General features: G+C 48.7%; 17 protein-coding genes. 13 read left to right on the top strand and 4 right to left on the bottom strand.

Annotation, left to right across the window (positions count from 1 at the left end; genetic code table 11):
• The first annotated feature begins 13 nt into the window (after nucleotides 1–13).
• Complete coding sequence (locus KIS29_04070) at nucleotides 14–2398, top strand: plasma-membrane proton-efflux P-type ATPase (GenBank protein MBX8639498.1); 2385 nt, start codon at nucleotides 14–16, stop codon at nucleotides 2396–2398.
• A 91-nt stretch (nucleotides 2399–2489) separates the two neighbouring features.
• Here KIS29_04070 and KIS29_04065 read toward each other — a convergent pair whose 3' ends face one another.
• Nucleotides 2490–3539 (bottom strand): tyrosine--tRNA ligase, encoded by a 1050-nt coding sequence (locus tag KIS29_04065; protein ID MBX8639497.1) that lies wholly within the window; start codon nucleotides 3537–3539, stop codon nucleotides 2490–2492.
• Nucleotides 3540–3749: 210 nt separating this feature from the next.
• Here KIS29_04065 and KIS29_04060 point away from each other — a divergent pair, with 210 nt between their 5' ends.
• The 4 genes from KIS29_04060 (at nucleotide 3750) to KIS29_04045 (ending at nucleotide 7188) form a co-directional block, all read left to right on the top strand.
• Nucleotides 3750–4850, top strand: coding sequence for an archaeosine biosynthesis radical SAM protein RaSEA (locus KIS29_04060; protein MBX8639496.1), 1101 nt, complete (start codon nucleotides 3750–3752; stop codon nucleotides 4848–4850).
• A 13-nt stretch (nucleotides 4851–4863) separates the two neighbouring features.
• Nucleotides 4864–5172 carry a DUF5611 family protein gene (locus KIS29_04055; GenBank protein MBX8639495.1) on the top strand — a complete coding sequence of 103 codons (309 nt, stop codon included), beginning with the start codon at nucleotides 4864–4866 and terminating at the stop codon, nucleotides 5170–5172.
• A gap of 49 nt (nucleotides 5173–5221) precedes the next feature.
• The gene (gene eno / locus KIS29_04050) at nucleotides 5222–6502 is read left to right on the top strand and encodes a phosphopyruvate hydratase (GenBank protein ID MBX8639494.1); all 1281 of its coding nucleotides are present in this window, start codon (nucleotides 5222–5224) and stop codon (nucleotides 6500–6502) included.
• A 113-nt stretch (nucleotides 6503–6615) separates the two neighbouring features.
• Nucleotides 6616–7188 (top strand): DUF835 domain-containing protein, encoded by a 573-nt coding sequence (locus KIS29_04045; protein MBX8639493.1) that lies wholly within the window; start codon nucleotides 6616–6618, stop codon nucleotides 7186–7188.
• 48 nt (nucleotides 7189–7236) lie between these two features.
• Here the strand turns inward: KIS29_04045 and KIS29_04040 are convergent, their stop codons facing one another.
• From KIS29_04040 to KIS29_04030, 3 genes are all read right to left on the bottom strand, one after another.
• Complete coding sequence (locus tag KIS29_04040) at nucleotides 7237–8445, bottom strand: class I tRNA ligase family protein (protein ID MBX8639492.1); 1209 nt, start codon at nucleotides 8443–8445, stop codon at nucleotides 7237–7239.
• 110 nt (nucleotides 8446–8555) lie between these two features.
• Nucleotides 8556–9401, bottom strand: a complete 846-nt coding sequence (locus KIS29_04035; GenBank protein MBX8639491.1) for a GNAT family N-acetyltransferase — start codon at nucleotides 9399–9401, stop codon at nucleotides 8556–8558.
• Between the two features lie 35 nt (nucleotides 9402–9436).
• Entirely contained in the window at nucleotides 9437–9628 is a 192-nt protein-coding gene (locus tag KIS29_04030; protein ID MBX8639490.1) for a hypothetical protein, read from the bottom strand.
• 134 nt (nucleotides 9629–9762) lie between these two features.
• Here KIS29_04030 and KIS29_04025 point away from each other — a divergent pair, with 134 nt between their 5' ends.
• From KIS29_04025 to KIS29_03990, 8 genes are all read left to right on the top strand, one after another.
• On the top strand, nucleotides 9763–10122 hold the full coding sequence (locus tag KIS29_04025; protein MBX8639489.1) for a hypothetical protein: 360 nt from the start codon (nucleotides 9763–9765) through the stop codon (nucleotides 10120–10122).
• Nucleotides 10123–10239: 117 nt separating this feature from the next.
• The gene (locus tag KIS29_04020) at nucleotides 10240–10548 is read left to right on the top strand and encodes a TrbC/VirB2 family protein (GenBank protein ID MBX8639488.1); all 309 of its coding nucleotides are present in this window, start codon (nucleotides 10240–10242) and stop codon (nucleotides 10546–10548) included.
• A gap of 116 nt (nucleotides 10549–10664) precedes the next feature.
• A complete protein-coding gene (locus KIS29_04015) occupies nucleotides 10665–11810 on the top strand; it encodes a hypothetical protein (protein MBX8639487.1) in 1146 nt (381 codons plus the stop codon).
• Nucleotides 11803–12474: a hypothetical protein gene (locus KIS29_04010; GenBank protein ID MBX8639486.1), complete on the top strand. Its 672-nt coding sequence runs from the start codon at nucleotides 11803–11805 to the stop codon at nucleotides 12472–12474. The genes KIS29_04015 and KIS29_04010 overlap by 8 nt, the downstream gene beginning before the upstream one ends.
• 34 nt (nucleotides 12475–12508) lie before the next feature.
• A complete protein-coding gene (locus tag KIS29_04005; protein MBX8639485.1) occupies nucleotides 12509–14194 on the top strand; it encodes a DUF87 domain-containing protein in 1686 nt (561 codons plus the stop codon).
• Nucleotides 14194–14901 (top strand): hypothetical protein, encoded by a 708-nt coding sequence (locus KIS29_04000; GenBank protein MBX8639484.1) that lies wholly within the window; start codon nucleotides 14194–14196, stop codon nucleotides 14899–14901. Before KIS29_04005 ends, KIS29_04000 begins: the two co-directional genes overlap by 1 nt.
• 10 nt (nucleotides 14902–14911) lie before the next feature.
• Nucleotides 14912–15487 (top strand): hypothetical protein, encoded by a 576-nt coding sequence (locus tag KIS29_03995; protein MBX8639483.1) that lies wholly within the window; start codon nucleotides 14912–14914, stop codon nucleotides 15485–15487.
• A 147-nt stretch (nucleotides 15488–15634) separates the two neighbouring features.
• The gene (locus KIS29_03990; GenBank protein MBX8639482.1) at nucleotides 15635–16438 is read left to right on the top strand and encodes a PH domain-containing protein; all 804 of its coding nucleotides are present in this window, start codon (nucleotides 15635–15637) and stop codon (nucleotides 16436–16438) included.
• Nucleotides 16439–16573 lie beyond the last annotated feature (135 nt).

The raw sequence follows: 16573 nt of genomic DNA, 5'->3' as shown, positions 1-16573 counted from the left end.
GAGGGTTGCTGAGTTGGGAGCCGGAACAGAAGCGGGAAGGAACAGGACTGATTTTCAGCATATCAGCCTTGATAACGCCTTTGCAGCGCTTCATTCAGGTTCCGGAGGGCTGACTGAGAATGAAGCCGCACACAGAGTGGCGGATTATGGACTTAATGAAGTAAGGGAAGAAAGGGAGAACAGCCTGTTCAAATTTCTCAAAAAATTCTGGGCTCCCGTTCCATGGATGCTTGAGATAACCGCACTCCTGACTTTCATTTTACATAAATATTTAAGTTTATATATAATAACATTCCTGCTGTTTTTCAACAGCGTGGTGAGCTATGTCCAGGAACATAACGCCGAAAATGCGGTTGAACTGCTGAAGAAGAAACTCAGCATAAATGCCAGAGTGAAGCGTGATGGGGAATGGAAGATTGTGCCTGCCAAAAACATAGTGCCCGGCGACGTAGTCAGAGTCAGGCTTGGCGATATAGTCCCCTCAGACATAAAGATAATTGAAGGACAGGTACTCGTTGATCAGTCGATGCTCACAGGCGAATCCATGCCTGTTGAGAAGGGAGCCGGGGACGTTATATTTTCCGGTTCAACCGTGAAGAGGGGGGAACTGAACGGCCTGGTAATTACAACAGGAAAAAATACCTATTTCGGCAAAACCACTGAGCTTGTCCAGTCCGCTTCCACTGAATCGCACCTGGAACAGCTTATACTCGGCATAGTGAAATACCTAATCGCTCTGGACATAATACTCGTCATAGCTCTGACTGCCTACTCAATACTGCTCAATGTAAGCCTGACGGATATACTGCCTTTTTCGCTCGTCGTACTGATAGCTTCCGTTCCGGTTGCTTTGCCTGTTACCTTCACCATAGCAATGGCTGTCGGAGCGCTGGAACTCTCTTCAAAGGGGGTGCTTGTCTCAAGGTTGACAGCCGTCGAAGATGCCGCTTCCATGGATACCCTCTGCCTTGACAAAACCGGAACAATCACGGTTAATGAACTCACCGTGAAGGATCCGAAACCGTTCAACTGCGATATTGCACTGCTTATGAGATATGCCTCTCTCGCCTCAGACGCAGCAAGCCAGGATCCGATAGACAACGCAATACTGGATTACGCCCGCCGGATGAAGCTGAATGTGGATTATTCAAAGAGAAGACTGTTCGTTCCGTTCGATCCTTCCACTAAGAGGACTGAGGCATTTGTCCTTGAGGATAGCAGTGAACTCAGAATAGTCAAAGGAGCCCCGCAGGTTATATCATCAATAGCCGGGCGTGCGGACGAGATAGCTGAGGAAACATACGGATTCTCGAAGAAGGGATTCAGGACGATCGCGGTTGCAGCTGGGCGCAACGGTAAAATGGAAATTATTGGCCTGATACCGCTCTACGATCCGCCCCGCGCGGATTCCAGAAGATTCATATCTGACATCAAAGCGCTCGCCATAAAACCGATTATGATTACAGGCGACAACGAAGCGATAGCTGAACTGGTGGTGGATGAAACAGGAATAGGCAAAAAGGTCTGTAAGGGGTCCGAAGTCAGAAACAGCGCTGGAAGGATAATCGAATGCGATTCGTTCGCCGAGGTTTATCCCGAAGACAAATACGACATAGTAACCGCACTGCAGTCTGCCGGGCATGTGACCGGAATGACGGGCGACGGTGTAAACGATGCACCCGCACTGAAGAAAGCGGAAGTCGGCATTGCGGTGGCAAATGCTACTGATGTCGCAAAAGCGTCCGCAAGCATAGTTCTCACACATGAGGGACTGGAGGACATTGTGGAAGCAGTCAGATCCGGCCGAAGAATTTACCAGAGGATGCTGACCTATACCCTCAACAAGATAATAAAAACGCTTCAGGTTGCAATATTTCTCACAGTTTCTTTCTTCATAGTGGGATTCCTGGTTACAACGCCATCCGATGTCATACTTCTGCTGTTCGCGAATGATTTCGTGACTATGTCTGTTGCCACTGATAACGTCAGATATTCTGAAAAGCCAGAAAAATGGAACGTTGGTTCGCTTGTCGGCTCCTCTGCATTTCTCGCCTTACCTGTAATACTGGAAATGTTCTTTACACTCTGGTTGGGAATCCACCTTGCGATGGGTGTAAAGGAAATACAGACGTTTGTTTTTGATGCGCTGGTATTCACCGGCCAGTTTACCATCTACATGGTCAGGGAGAGGGGAAGGTTCTGGTCTTCCATGCCGGGAAAATATCTTCTTGCAGCCAGTGCATCAGACATAGTGTTCATAACGCTGATTTCCACATATGGATTCCTTGTCACGCCGGTTCCGTTTGAATACATATTGCTGATACTACTGTTTACATTTGTATTCATGGTAGTGACCGATCAGGGTAAGAATATCGTCTTCAGGCATTTCAGTGTCTGATCTGAATGCGTTCGATGCATGGCGGCTGTGCCGCGCCGGGCGAAGGGCAGCTTCATCCTCCCTGCTGGTGCACTTCCAGAGACATTTGCACCTACCTTGTTATCTTCAGTTGTTTTAAAGCATCCAGTTCGGACGGATTCTCCATATAATGCCTGTGGAAAGGCTCCATAATGCCCCACAGTGCAGCCGCGGCAGACGTCTTCAGATCAAGTGGATGCAGTTTTCCTGATAGATATGTCTCCCGCAGGGAAACATAGTCACCAAAATCCACATTTCCGCCGTACTTTTCCTGCCGTTCGACATGGATTCGGCCCGCGTACGGAAAGATTATGAATCTGCATATGTCGAGTACCGGGTTTGCCTCCTCCTCAACGGGACAGTATGCCGATTTTATCTTTGCATATATCTCCTGCTCGCCGTCATGTAAAAAAATTGAACCCGACGGATCGCTTTTTGACATTTTGGAAAGAGCGCTCTCCATTCTGTTGCTGCCCTTAAGGCTGGATAGCAGCGGCGTATGCAGCGCAACCGGCTTTTTCAGCTTCCTTGATTCTGCTACTTCCCTTGCCAGCATGTGGGCTTTCCTCTGGTCCATCCCCGCGTAGGCAACATCGACACCGAGCATGAAAATGTCCGTCACCTGCATCAGTGGATATAGCATTTTTGATGAATCCATTTCTGCTTCGTCTTCGCTTCTGCCCATTATTGTCAGTGCCCTCTTCAGTCTTGAGAGAGTCACAGACTTTGCATTTTTGATCAGCTCTGTCCAGTAATCGGAGTTACCTATGACATCAGTCGCATAAACAAAATCAAGTCCTTTCCGTCTGTCAGAGGAAAATCTGAATGCATCCTCCATATACCGGCCGCAAGCCCTGATGCTTTCCATGTTTCCTCCAAACTTGTCGTTTATGAAGGCATGCCAGTCGGCGAGCAGTATTTTGACGTGGAAGCCTGCGTCGATGAGGAGGTTGACCATCCTTGAAGTTATGAGAAAATTGCCTATATGCAGGAATCCGGACGGCTCAAATCCGATATATGCCTCAGGATGATCGCTGCTTTCGAATAATCTCCGAAATTCCTCTTCGGTAACGACTTCCTGGGCATAGCCCAGGATTTTATCGATTAGTTCATCCCGTGACATCTGAAACTTGCAATTTTCTATCTGTGTAAATAAGTTTCCCATGACAGCAAAGCGCGTCTATTTTTGCCTCAGGCGTCAAAAAAGGGAAATTTGACGGCAGATTTGGAACTTGCATAAGATTGCATAGTACAACAGTTGCTGCACTCCAAGGACTGACCGCCGGCACCGGACTTGAAACATGCATTGGCTGTCAGTTAGGTTTATAATCGATTGGCTGTTAATTCCACGCCGATGAACATTCCGACAGTGGTGGGACAAAACTGGTCACTGTCACAGCCGCTGATGAAAAAGATCAGGGAAGCGGGAACCAGGGAACGGTCCAGAGCCAGGAGAGATCGTAACCCGTACGAATATGTTTCATGCTGGACAGAGGAAGAGGTACTCGATGGTGAGGCTTGCGATGCAATGGTCCTCATTCTTGCAACGAAAGGATGCTCGTGGGCGCTCCGGTCAGGGTGCAGCATGTGCGGCTATACCAACGAGTCCTCATCACTTGCAACGGATGAAAGCGTCTGGGAACAGTATGTCAGCGGGCTGAAGAACTTCAGGCAGCAGAAGGTGCTCAAAATATACACTTCAGGGAGTTTTCTCGACAAATTTGAGCTTTCAACCGAATTGAGACGGAGAATTCTTTCTGATGCATCGCAGCGGTTCGAGAAGATCGTCGTGGAAACGAGACATGAATACATAACGCAGAAAACACTTGATGAACTGAGCGAGTTCGGTGAAAGGCTGATGTTTGCCGTCGGGCTGGAGAGTTCCAATGATATTGTGGTCAATTATTCAGTAAATAAGCCTTCCTGTTTCAGCCATTTTGCAAGGGCCGCGGAACTTGCGCGCCGTAATCGTTTCAGGATCAAGGCATACATCATGCTCAAGCCGCCCTTTCTTTCCGAAATTGATGCAATACGGGATGCATCGCAGACAATAAGGGACGTGAAACCCTATGCTGATACGATTTCGGTAAATCCCACAAATATACAGAAGGACACAGTGGTCGAACTTCTCTGGAAGAGAGGGGCATACAGGCCGCCATGGCTCTGGAGCGTTGTCGCCGTTCTCAACAGCGGTTACGGTGACGGTGTGCGGCTTATGAGCAAGCCGACGGGGGCTGGAACTGTCCGGGGAGCTCACAATTGCGGCAAGTGTGACAAAAGAGTTCTCAGCGCAATTGCCGATTTCTCGGTCAAACAGGATCGTGCGTCTCTTGAAGTGCTTGACTGCAGATGCAGGGAAACATGGCGGAATGAAGTCTCGATATCGGCCCTGGGGAATTACACTACTGCGGCCGATTACAGATTCAGCATATAGCAGGTGAGGACTAATGCAGCAGTATGAAATAAAACGCAGTATCAAATCCGAAATATCGCTCGGCAGAATTGCTGAAATAGCTAAAAACGAGTTTGGCCCAGTGGAAGAACGCGACGGGCACATTATTTCCAGTTACGGTGCACTTACAAAGCTGGAATGCTGGCTTAACGAGAAGAAGCAGCTGTGCGTGGACACCGTGGGCAACAGGGATGTAAGCGATGCTGTTGCCGCGGATACCGTTGCAAGGTACAACAGGTTCCTGGAAGGTGTAACTGGATACACCTCCAAAGAGAGAAGGAAGAAGGCAATGAAAGGCAAATAGACATGCATCGACATAGAAAGGGATGCTTGAATGAAGGGGACAGCATCATATGATAAATGTTGAAGTCAAAGACCTTAGGGCAAGGCAGATACTGGATTCGAGAGGCAATCCGACCGTGCAGGTATTCGCGTCTGGCGTGACAGACAGATGCGTGGCATCTGTTCCGTCCGGCGCGAGCACGGGAAAGCATGAGGCGCTTGAGCTCAGGGATGCCGGCAGACAATTCGGCGGCAAGGGAGTGACGAAAGCGGTGGGCAACGTGAACGGCCCCATCGCATCCGCACTGACCGGCAGATCGTTCGGCAGCATAGCAGAATGTGACAGAAGAATGATTGAACTTGACGGAACCGCAAACAAATCCAAACTGGGCGCTAACGCGATACTCGGTGTTTCGATGGCACTGTCCAGGCTGCTGTCTAAATCGAACGGGCTTGAACTTTACAAGTTCCTTTCCGAGACAGCAGCAACCAAGCCGGCCATTCCTGTTCCATTGCTCAATATAATAAACGGAGGCGTTCACGCGGGCGGTGAACTCGCCGTACAGGAATTTCTTATTGTTCCGTCAGGTTTCAGCAGATTTTCCGACGCGCTCAGGGCTGCTTCGGAGATTTATCAGCAGCTCAAAAGTCATCTGAAGAAGAAATACGGTCCTTTTGCGACGAATATAGGGGATGAGGGAGGTTTTGTGCCGCCTGTGGGAAAAACAGCAGAGGCAGTTGAGGCCATCCTTGAATCCATCGGGGAAGCAGGATATGCAGCAGGAAGCGAAATACACATTGCAATAGACGCAGCAGCTTCCGAATTCTACAAAAATGGGACGTACAGCATAGACGGCTTGAGGCTTGATCCTCCCCAACTCATCGACTATTACCAGTCGCTCATTTCGAAATTTCCAATAGCGTCGATCGAGGATCCGTTCGATGAAGAGGCATTCGACGAGTTTGCCGAACTCAACAGAAAGATTGGCTCGAAAATACAGATCATCGGTGACGACCTCTATGTGACCAATACCGGAAGGATAAGGACCGGAATTGAGAAAAAATCGACAAACGCGGTGCTGATAAAGCTGAATCAGATAGGGACGGTAAGCGAAACCATTGAGAGCGCGCAGCTGACAATGCATTCTGGCATGAACGCCGTTGTAAGCCACCGTTCAGGAGAGACACCGGACGATTTCATAGCGGATCTGGCAACCGGACTCGGCGCGGGCCAGATAAAAACCGGTGCGCCCGCGAGGGGCGAAAGGGTTGCGAAATACAACCGCCTGCTCGAGATTGAAATGATGCATCCTGAGATACCGTTCTCATCTGTAAGCTTTTTCAGGAAATGAGCATGTGCAGGCCCTCCGGCACCAGAAAACGGTAGACTGGATATTCTTCTCAATATTATCAATACAGATAGCCATGCTGAACATTGCTTATATTGTGTCTGGGAATTCGAGTAATGCACTCTGACATGAGTCAAATTCCGGCAAAGGGATGCGGGATGGAGAGCATATCTCTTAAGGGCAGTGAAAACGGTTTTGACAGCTGTGTTTCCACTGCAGGCGAAGTCTTTGTCATTAAGGGCGGAAGCTCCGAGGACATAATAAACTACATCCAGTGCTCCCTCTCACCGGAAATTCAGTTTATTTCGATAAGCAGGACATTTCCGGACAGGATCAGGGACTCCTTCACCGGATTGAGTTCACAGTTCTACTGGCTCACAAATTTGGTCGGAGAGAATAAAATCGCACCCGGATCCCTCGGCAAAATCATTTCAATGGTCAGACACCTTTCCGAAACAGGCGAAAGGTTCGGACTGCTCATCGACGGCATAGAGTACCTGATTGCCGAGAATGATTTCAACACCGTGCTGAAGTTCATAAACCAGATAAGCGACATAGTTAACAGCTGCGGCTCCGCGCTATACCTGAGTGTCGAACCGGAAGCAATGAATTCACGGGATCTCGCACTCATTGAAAGGACAACCGGTGCGAAATCTGTACATCTGCATCCTGAAACAAACAGGGAATAGCCGCCACAGGGGCAGCACGGACCGGACGCGCTGCCTGAGCAGATTCATTCAGTTGACGGATGCTATCGGCCGGTAGCCGAATAATCCAAGTGCAGCACACATGAGCCTGAAATCGGTTCTTCCGCTCCTTCCCGAGAAGCCATAGGATTCGGCAGTTTCCGTCAAAACACCCAGCGCATCCGCGGTGTCGACATTGTTTCTGAGCAAATCGAAAAATCTGATCCAGCGTCCGGATGCGTGTTTTGATTCATCCACATTCACTTCTCTTCCGCCCTCGCCTGCTCCGGATTTGCTTCCCCTTTCAGACAGGAGGGAAGCGAGCGATTCGAACCTCTTCAGGGAACTGAAGCTGAATTCTATATTTGTGCGGAAGTTTGATGACAGGAGGTACATCCTGATGGCGTCGGGGCTGTAGCCGTCGAGAAGTGAGTGGAGAGAGACAAAATTTTTTGTTGATTTGGACATCTTGTCATTGTTGTTGGTTACAAAAGCGTTATGGACGTAATAGTTGGCAAATTCGACACTGCAGTAGGCCTTGGACATTACGGAAGCAACTTCGTGATGAGGGAATATCAGGTCCATTCCTCCGCCCTGAATATCCAGCTCGCAGCCGAAGAACCTGTGAACCATGGAAAAGCACTCCAGATTCCAGGAAGGCAGACCGGCTGAAATGTCCGTCTTGCTGAATTTGCCGAGCCATAAGGTAAAATCCTCCTTATTCTCCTTTACAAAAGTGTAGCTATCAGACTCGTTCCCGCATATCAGGTTGTCCAGCCTGTTGTGCAGAAGGCTGCCGTACCCGCCGCCTTTCATTGCCCTGAAATACATATTTCCCGAAGCTTCGTATACGAAGTCCTTCTGAATGAAACTCAGGGTGATTTTATGCATGATATCTCTGGATTCTGAAGCCCGGACATATCTTTCCGGCCTGATCACGTTGAGCATGTCCATCTGCGAAATGAATTCATCAGAATATTTTAAGGCAAGCCGCAGAGGATCCACCCTTTCGGTTTGAGCCCTTCTGTCTATCTTCTCGTCAACATCTGAAAAGTTCTGTATGTGTGATACTGTATAACCGTCGAGCATCAGCACCCGCTTCAGCACATCGAAGAAAAGATAACTCCTGCTGTGTCCCACATGCGGCGAGTCATAAACGGTCGGTCCGCAGATGTACATATTGATGTGTGACGGGTTCAGGCCTCTCCCTTTTATGTCTTCCACTTTTGCTGAAAGCGTGTTGAATATTCTGACAGTCATTTCCGTTATGTCCCTTCTTCCCGCTAGTGCGATAACGTATTAATCATTAATCAAACCATTACCGCAGAACTTTACTGGAGAATCCTGTCAAACCGGGGTGTCCGCCTGTTTTATCCCATTTCGAGGAAACCCGGCGAAATGACATCTCTGCTGATTATCGGCAGGAATTTACCTTCACCCACATGACCCCTGTGAATACGTCGAACCATTGAATAGCGCAGCCTGAGATCGTCAATAAGTCGCAGATTCTGCTGCGGCACATAGACATGGAATATCCCGCCTTCAATCCCTATCGATGACATCATATCAGCCAATGCATCGGCTGTGCATATAAATGGCGCCAGTTCCGTTCCATAACTGTCGTCAACACGGCTGAAGAGCAGATAGCCGTCAATCTCGCCGTTCCTGTTACGGTGTGTCATGGCACCGGAACCTGGCCTGGATGAGGCAAATCTTAGCACCTCCGACCGGGAGTTTCTAAAATACCTGCCGTCGAAAATGCCTATTTCGTCGCTGTACCCGAATGCAACGTTTTTGCTTATACTCCTTCTGCCCGTGGCATCGGGCTGCAGCGCCAGTTCCCAGAAGACTGCATCAAAGACGAAATTCATGCGTTCATAGAGTGATTTACTGCGATCGTATGCGTAAAGCATGAATTCCTCCACTCCATTCTCCCTCAGTGCGAGCATATGACTGTCAACAAGCCGTCTTCCAAGTCCGATATTTCTCATTTCTGGTTTCACGATAACGTTCCCTATCCAGGCAGACCTTCCATAAATGACCGCGGTTGCTGCCCCGACCGGAATACCTTCGATTTCAGCAACGGTACCAAGCGCGCTTTTGTTGCCGGTGTAGAAGGAAATGTCCTTTTCTGTCAGATACCACTGCTCCTCCACCGTGACCGACAGAACAAACGGAATATCTTCGCTTCCCATTCTCCTGAATGAAATGTCCATTGTGAAAACCTGTTTTCACGACTTCTGTCTGACAACTACCCGGAACACGCGGTATCCGATTTTCTCCGGGCAGAGTCGTCTTCATCATCAAGATCTTTGTAAATCTCATCGCACCGATGCATACCGAAAGTGATGTATTTCGCATCTCCCCTTGCATTCTTGATGCTGCAGGGACCAAAACCATCATCCTCGGCGCCGTACCATTTTTCGCAGTCCTTGCACTTCATTTCAAACAGCCTGCCGACAATATTGCTGTCCCGTGTATTTAGTATATCGGCAGTTATCCCGCATATCATCAGGCAATGTTAAACTGTTACATGTAACAGTTCAATTCATAAGTTGCTGCCGACATTCAAACAGCATGCGTGCAAACCCACCCGGTGATTATTCTTCAGGGGCAGAATCGGAAATGGAGATCGGCGGTGAAGCAAAATACAGGCGGCTGGTCGATTTTGATCAGGCCGCATGGAATATGCTCATCAAGATGAGAAGGGAGATGGAAGAAAGGGAAAAGAAGTGCAGGGTAAGCATAAGCGAAGTGATTAACTCTGTGCTGCGCGGGCCAAAACAGGAGCTCGGGGACTACGACATTCTCGCCCAGGTAAGAAGCGAACTGCTTAACCTCTGGAAGAAGCCTGACGCGGAAAAAAGTGATTTCCAGAGAGGGTTCGAATCAGGGCTCATCTTTGTGCTTCAGCATATGGAGGCAGGAAGAAAATAATTGAATATTATTAAAAATATATAAAATATATAATAATTTTTAAATAACCCTTCAATCATGATGTCGGTTGGTGATTGATTGAGCAAACCAAATCATACGAAAACACAAACGAAAGCGATGTTACTGTTTTTTGTGTGCCTGATCGGCGGAACTATTTTCACGGTCAGCGGAACGGCACTGGCAGCCACAAGTCCGCAGCAGGAACTTGTCAGCACACTCGACAACGTGCGAAATCTGCTAATAGCAGTGGGAACCGTTGTCGCGGCCATAGGCTACGTGATTACAGCCTACATGTGGATGCTCAGCAACGGCAATCCCGAGCAGAGATACAGAGCCAGGAAATATTTCGTGGACGTGACATTCGGCATATTCCTTCTTTTCGCTTCATCGTTTCTTGTTGCCCTGGCACAATCACTGGTCGCGTGACAATGTACATAACAGCCTTTCAGAGCGGTGTCTATTCAATCACCGGTATAGTCCTTGCGGTTTTCGTCGCAAAAATTATCAGCTTCATAGAAAGGAAAATGATGGGGTAGTTGCACTTGGCATCCATATTTTCAGGGATTGTATCACTCTTCCAGGGAATGTTTACGGCAAGTCTGACAGCGCTCCTCCAGGCCATAGTGCCGGCCCTTTCAGTGAGCACCTCGCTGTTCAGTGAGGGTGTGTACGACACATGGCGGTCCGTTCTGCTGGTTGCTTACACCCTTTCGTCGATTTTTCTTATTGCAATTGCCTACTCATACATGTCAGGGAGGAACATCAGATTTGCAAGATGGGACCAGCGATCAATTCCGCTTTTTGTGATGGCAGTTATTCTGATGCCGTTTACTCTCTTCATGTGCCAGCTGGTCCTTGATGTCAACGATGCTATGACCTCGGCCGTAATGCCATATGCCAGCCTTTCCACCTATTCACACATGGTAGTTGAAAAACTGGGCGGGTACAGCCTTCTTACGCTGATACTTCTCACAATAATCGCAGGACTGCTTTACCTTGTTCTCGTAATGAGAACGCTGATAGTATTCTTCACCGCAGCACTGATGCCTCTGATCGCGCTATGCTATACTGTCGACTGGACCAGGGGATTCGCCGAAAAGATCATACAGCTGTTTGCTGAAATGGCTTTTCTTCCATTCTTCATAGGGGTAGCATTCAAGATCGGCATTGCTGTTTCATACACCACAATGAATTCGCTGCAGTCCAGCCAGCTTGTAATCGGCGGGACCTATCTTCTCCCACTGATGATTCCTTTTATTTTATCGCCTGCAGGCTCGAGAATCATGCAGCAGTTTGGCCTTCCGGCTGCATCTACGGTTATAGCGGGGGCAGGAATTCTGGGAATAAGCGCCATTTCGTACGCATCGGGGCTGGTATCCTCCCCTGTTGCTTCAGCACTCTCCAGGACCGGCAGGATTAGATCCGCCTCAAGCGCTGTCGGTTCCTCCCGCCTTTCAAGCAGACTGACACGCAACCCGATGAGAGCCTATTCCGCAGGTCTTTCACACGGAAGGATAGTGGGAGAGCAGCTGAATATAATGCCATCACGGCTCCAGTCGTTCAGACAGATGCTGAATCCGTCCCGGTTTGTGCCTTTCCGGCATTCACTGCTGAAAGCAGCAGAAAGAACAGGCAGCAGAAACGCACCGCACAAAATCTATTCGCCAAGAAGGGAGAACGATGACTGAACAGTGCTACGTACCGCCGAATCTCAACTCAGGAAGTCCGGCGTTCGGGCCATTTTCCCAGAGAGAGATGATAATTTTCACTGCCTTTGCACTGGGAGGTATGCTGATCGCACAGACGGGCCGCCGCGACAGCGGCACATTCGCACTCATACTGATCTCCTCAGGCGCAGCCTTCATTCTGATCAGGCATTTCGTTCCCTCTGCGACGAAATATTTCATGCATTGCCGCAGAAATGCCCGTCGCGTCGGTTATAAACATGACCTTCTCTTTAATTCGAGTTCTGAGCCTCATTCGAATTGTGGTGTCCTGTCCTTCAAACTCCGTGAAATCAACTTTGCATCGGCCGGCAGCCGGCAGAAGGAAGTGTTCCTGTCATCTTTTATAGAATTGTGCTGCACCGCAAATTCATCCTCAAAATTCATATCCCTGGCGGTGCAGGATTCCCTTCACAGTATGGAAAGGGGCGGGAAAGACTGCCGCGGATGCAATAAACTGGGTTTCCACGATTATCGGTCCCGAAATCATTATGCCGTCCTGTCGAACGAAAGCCAGGCTTATCTGCTGAGAGCCCTCTCGGATGAAATTTCGATCGACGGAATGCCATCAAATGAGTACGTTGACTCCCGCTCAGGGAGCGGCATTTCAAAAAAATGGGGTGGCTGAACTGGCACGGCTGAGCCATACCCGGCGGCGACCGGTGATATCAGGGTCACTGAAGACGCGGCTGATTGTCTCTGGCGGCACATGCTATTCATTTATGGCCGTGAAACAGCTGCCAGCGAATTTACCGGAACAGTTTATCTGCAGGCTGCTTCAGCGATTCCCCTACCTCTCAGTTTCTCTGTCGACATTTCCGCTCAGCAAGAAAAACTCGATTGCAAGAATAGACAGGGCCCTTACACGGTGCGGCTCTGAGATTATTCGCAGGACAGAGGTTGGCAGACATTTTTCGCATCTCACAGAGCTTAACATGGAACTGCAGGAACTCAGGCAGGCCATTATCTCAGACAGGACGGTCCTTATCGAGGCAGCGATTGTTTTTTGCGTTTCTTCGAGAACAGCTGACGATACCGCGTCGATGCTCAATGAGCTGACTGCAGAGCTGGATTCAGCGGGAATCAAGGTATACGATGGAAAATTTGAGCAGGAGAAACTTTCCAGACACTTCTCACGCTCAGTGCTTCCAACTTTTGACATATCGGTGACGGTGACCGAGCAGACACTTCCTTCGCTCGTACCTTTCAGCCAGACACCGCTCATTCATGAAGAGGGAATCCTCATAGGGCATGATGCGGCTGATCTTTCACCCGTTGTTTTTGACAGGTTCACAGGAACCAACTTCAACAGTGTCATTGTCGGAAAGAGCGGCAGCGGCAAGAGTTTTTTTGCAAAACTGATGCTCATCAGGGAAAACTCTGAAAACACCGGAAATTACAGTTTCATCCTGGATCCGCTGGGGGAATTCGAGTGGGTGACCATTTTTCTTGGTGGCAGGCACGTAAATGTGAAAAATGACGGAATAGGCATCGGGTCCGTGATTCCATCGCTCGACACAAATCTGATTCCCGAAATCGAGGAACTTTTCTGCAGTATCATGCCGGATGCTGGAACAGCTTCGGTGTTCAGGGAATCGTTCAGAAGGCGGCTGAGAAACAGCGGCTCCCAACAGATTTCGGCAGTACTCCGTTCGATAGCAGCGGAAATGTCAAAAGAGGGGAGGATGGATGCGGCGGCGAGAATTGAAAGCTCACTCACAGGCGAACTTCAGTTTCTGACAAAAGGCAGCTGGATATTCAGAGATCCTGCTCGTGTCAGCACGATAGATTATTCGGATTTGAATCCTGATGTCAGGAACGCTGTGTCCATATTCCTTCTCGACTGCACCTTCGGCTTATGCATGGAACTCCAGGGCAGAAAGAGCATTTTCATTGACGAAGCATGGAAATTCATTGAGGACAGAATGCTGCTTTCCAATCTGTCAAAGGCGATGAGACACTCGCGCCATTACAATCTGAGCATCGTGCTCATAACACAGAATCTGAAGGATCTGGTGTCAGATTCAAACGGAAGCATACTGAACAACTCAGCATCGCTGTTCCTGTTCCGGCATGAAAAGATTGAGGGCGGAATGACTTCAGTTCTCGAGCTTGATGAGGAGGACCATGCTTTCATAAACACCGTAATTCCGCGTGAACTGAAATACAGCCACAGCATTTTGTTCACCGGCGAAAGAAAGATTTTGCTGGAGCATGACTCGAGCGACATTGAGTTTATTCTTTGCAGTACTGAGAACACCGAAACGACTCGATTTCAATCATTCGTCGCCGAGACGGCGAACCGGACACTCGAACAAATAGCACTGATGTGTGGAGGCTGCGGTTGATGAAAAGCGGAAGAAAAGTACAGAATCATGAGGACAGTCTTTGCCTTGCAAGAGTCGAATCTGTCCTTATGCAGTGGTGCAGCGAAGTAAGGGATGAGGTTGCAGAGGCCGTTTCCATACTCGAAGACATTTCATTTGAAGACGTATGGTGGGCCAGACAGATCCGGGGAGACATCCTTTCCAGGAGGGGACCGGGAGCAGTCGTTTCGGGGAACAACGCAATGGACAAGCCGGAGACGCTGATTGAGATTGCATTCTGGTCAGGATGGCTTAAGGGAGAGTCCGAAACACTTGAGCTGGCACTAGGCCTGGTTTCATCTCTCGGACAAAAACCGATCCGCACTTTTGAAATCCCTGGGCTGGAAAAATACAATTTTTCATTCACGCAGGAGGTCGGCAGACCGAAAGGAAGAAGTGAGCTGGTTGAAGTGGAAAGGGAAGCCGGAAAGGTACGCAGCGCGCTGGAGAGCGCAGAGTTCAGGCCGGAGGTGGATATGCTTTCCATTTCACTTTCTTCGGCGATTGACAGTGAATACCCGTTCAGCGAATTCACGGCAGACAGCACACTCGCAGAACTTTCCAATTACATCAGGAGCAGTTCGCCGGCTTCCCTGGCGATGCTTTCATTCAACTGCGGCATCCTGGCAGGAATCTGTATGGCCGGGAAATTGGCGGGGGGTTCAGGAGGTTCGGGTGCCGGGGAGTAGTGAGACATAAATGAAGACAAAAATGAATGTTGTGGGATCTTCCTCCCCTCTTCCATACCTGGCCGCATCGGCATTCCTCTGCGTCCTGTTCCTTCTTCAGCTTTATGCGGCTGAAACCGTCAGTGTCTTCTCATTCCTCTTCCATTCGTACCTCCTGACACCCTATATTTTTGCCGGTGAAACAGTAACATGCATTATTCCCGTTGCCCTCTGGAAGAGCACAAAAAATGTTCTGGACACGTCGACCGGAAAAGTTGTTTCGTCGACACTCATTGTTCTGAAGCGCAGTATCACATTTTCCAGAATCTATTCGCTTGAGCTGAATGAATCAGGACTGCGGCACAGGATTTTTCACACATGTGACGTATTATTCAGGGACAGATACGGCAGGACGCTGGTTATCTGGAGCTTCATGAGAACTGATGATGAATTCAGAAGGAAGATCAGAAGGGCGGCGCTTCTGATCTCGGCCGAAAAAAGCATTGCAGAAGGAGCTGATTATGGCATAAGACCGGAAATCAGGCAGTCAATTTCCGGCGATTTCAGGGATAGGGAAACCGCACCATTTAACCGCAGGCGCGTGTAATATCACATCTTGAATTTCATTCGTGCGCTTAGGACCATTAATTAAATAAGGCACCAGAAAATACACTTCACGGCCCGACTCCGATAAATAACCCCTTTAAAGGAAGGAATAAGAACGGATATACAGCTGTTCCCGGATGAAAAACTTGTGAAGGAGCTGCACCCGAGCAGGCTTTCATTCATCAGAATATATCTTGTTGGTGCAATTTTCATAGCATGGGGGATAGTATACACGGCGCTGGCGGTGAGCCCATACTGGAGGGAATACATACATCCTATTTTGGTTCCCGCAGCATCGCACCTGTCAATAATTTTCGGTACGGCAGATGCAGGAAGCTACGGATTATTCTGGTTAATTGTAACATTTCTTCTTTCACTGGCGGCACTTATGCTCACCAGAAGACACAGGCATTTTATCACGTTCGGAGCATTCATCCTTCTCATCGTCTCGGCAGTTCTGCTGTTGAAAACATTTTCATTTTTCAGGACGGCACCGGGTTATTTCCTTGGAGGAATTACACTTGCGGCGGGAATAGCTGCTTTTGTACTGGCCGATTATTACAGGAAGGCATACAAGTATTTCATAACCAATTTCAGGATAGCCATGATAAGGAGATTTCTCACCTACAACGAAGTCTATGTCCGTTATGAAAATCTTGTTGATATCGATGTTCATATGTCGCTGCTCGGAAGACTGTTTTCATTCGGGAACATAATACCGGTAACATCGGCAGGCCTCGGACTTGGCGTTAACCTTATGGGAAGAGACGGTATGAACGGCAAAGTAAGCATCAAGGGAACCGACATCCCGAGAGCAATACCCAGCGAATGTTTCTTCGGCGTCAAGCGGCCATATACCATCAGGAATGATATTGCGGGTTTCATGCAGAAATCAAGCAGCACCTATGAATTAAAGCAGATACAGCAGGAATTGAGTCCCCGCCCAAAATAGAGTTTAATGGGTGAGGTGGGGGAAACCTCACCCTGAAGGGAAAGGTGAAAACATATTGCCCATCCCTCCCTTCACTAAATAACTGTAATGTTCTCAATATAAGTAGTTTACTGGACGCAGGACGAATTTTGATAC

Source organism: Candidatus Sysuiplasma jiujiangense (assembly GCA_019721075.1).
Lineage (GTDB): Archaea > Thermoplasmatota > Thermoplasmata > Sysuiplasmatales > Sysuiplasmataceae > Sysuiplasma > Sysuiplasma jiujiangense.
This window is presented reverse-complemented; position numbering and strand designations above follow the sequence as displayed.

What these genes read in the sequence shown, in the direction of transcription:
- KIS29_04040 (MBX8639492.1), bottom strand. Translation starts at nt 8,445, where the DNA reads ATGACTGTCAGAATATTCAACACGCTTTCAGCAAAAGTGGAAGACATA.
- KIS29_04000 (MBX8639484.1), top strand. Translation starts at nt 14,194, where the DNA reads ATGAAAAGCGGAAGAAAAGTACAGAATCATGAGGACAGTCTTTGCCTT.
- KIS29_04010 (MBX8639486.1), top strand. Translation starts at nt 11,803, where the DNA reads ATGACTGAACAGTGCTACGTACCGCCGAATCTCAACTCAGGAAGTCCG.
- KIS29_04065 (MBX8639497.1), bottom strand. Translation starts at nt 3,539, where the DNA reads ATGTCACGGGATGAACTAATCGATAAAATCCTGGGCTATGCCCAGGAA.
- KIS29_04025 (MBX8639489.1), top strand. Translation starts at nt 9,763, where the DNA reads ATGCGTGCAAACCCACCCGGTGATTATTCTTCAGGGGCAGAATCGGAA.
- KIS29_04045 (MBX8639493.1), top strand. Translation starts at nt 6,616, where the DNA reads ATGCACTCTGACATGAGTCAAATTCCGGCAAAGGGATGCGGGATGGAG.
- KIS29_04030 (MBX8639490.1), bottom strand. Translation starts at nt 9,628, where the DNA reads ATGAAGTGCAAGGACTGCGAAAAATGGTACGGCGCCGAGGATGATGGT.
- KIS29_04055 (MBX8639495.1), top strand. Translation starts at nt 4,864, where the DNA reads ATGCAGCAGTATGAAATAAAACGCAGTATCAAATCCGAAATATCGCTC.
- KIS29_04035 (MBX8639491.1), bottom strand. Translation starts at nt 9,401, where the DNA reads ATGGACATTTCATTCAGGAGAATGGGAAGCGAAGATATTCCGTTTGTT.
- KIS29_04020 (MBX8639488.1), top strand. Translation starts at nt 10,240, where the DNA reads ATGTTACTGTTTTTTGTGTGCCTGATCGGCGGAACTATTTTCACGGTC.
- eno (MBX8639494.1), top strand. Translation starts at nt 5,222, where the DNA reads ATGATAAATGTTGAAGTCAAAGACCTTAGGGCAAGGCAGATACTGGAT.
- KIS29_03995 (MBX8639483.1), top strand. Translation starts at nt 14,912, where the DNA reads ATGAAGACAAAAATGAATGTTGTGGGATCTTCCTCCCCTCTTCCATAC.